The sequence below is a fragment of the Actinomadura verrucosospora genome (assembly GCF_039540335.1).
GTDB lineage: Bacteria > Actinomycetota > Actinomycetes > Streptosporangiales > Streptosporangiaceae > Spirillospora > Spirillospora verrucosospora.
In genome coordinates, this window is sequence record NZ_BAABEV010000134.1 from 1 (window position 1) to 527 (window position 527).

At 68.7% G+C, this 527-nt stretch carries 1 protein-coding gene; it reads left to right on the top strand.

The window, feature by feature from the left end:
• Window positions 1-111 precede the first annotated feature (111 nt).
• On the top strand, window positions 112-527 hold a 416-nt coding region (locus ABD944_RS42290; protein ID WP_345187928.1), incomplete at its 3' end, for an MFS transporter.

Below are 527 nucleotides of genomic sequence, written 5' to 3' on the forward strand. Positions count from 1 at the left end.
TGTCGGCCCTTCTGCGCGAGCGCTCCGCGCGCTTCGCCGCCGCTGCCGACTGAGGTCGGATTGACGCCGCACACCTGCCGGGTGTCCGCGGGCAGGTCTAACGTGTGAACCATGGCCGACGCTCGCACACAGCGGCTGGTGCTGCTCATCGCCATCCTCGCGTCGTTCGTGGCGTTCCTCGACGGCACGGTCGTCAACGTCGCCCTTCCGGCGATGCAGCGGGAACTCGGCGGCGGCATGGTCACCCAGCAGTGGGTGGTGGATGCCTACTTCATCACCCTCGGGTCGCTCATCCTCGTCGCAGGCTCGCTCAGCGACGTGTTCGGCCGCATCGTCATCATGCGGGTCGGCCTCGTGATCTTCGGCGCGGCATCGGTGGCGATCTTCCTGGCCCCCGATCCGCTGTTCCTCGTGATCTGCCGTGCGATCCAGGGTGTCGGCGGGGCCTTCCTCGTCCCGAGCTCGCTGGCGCTCATCACGACGTACTTCCGCGGCCCCGCGCAGGCGCGCGCGATCGGAATCTGGAC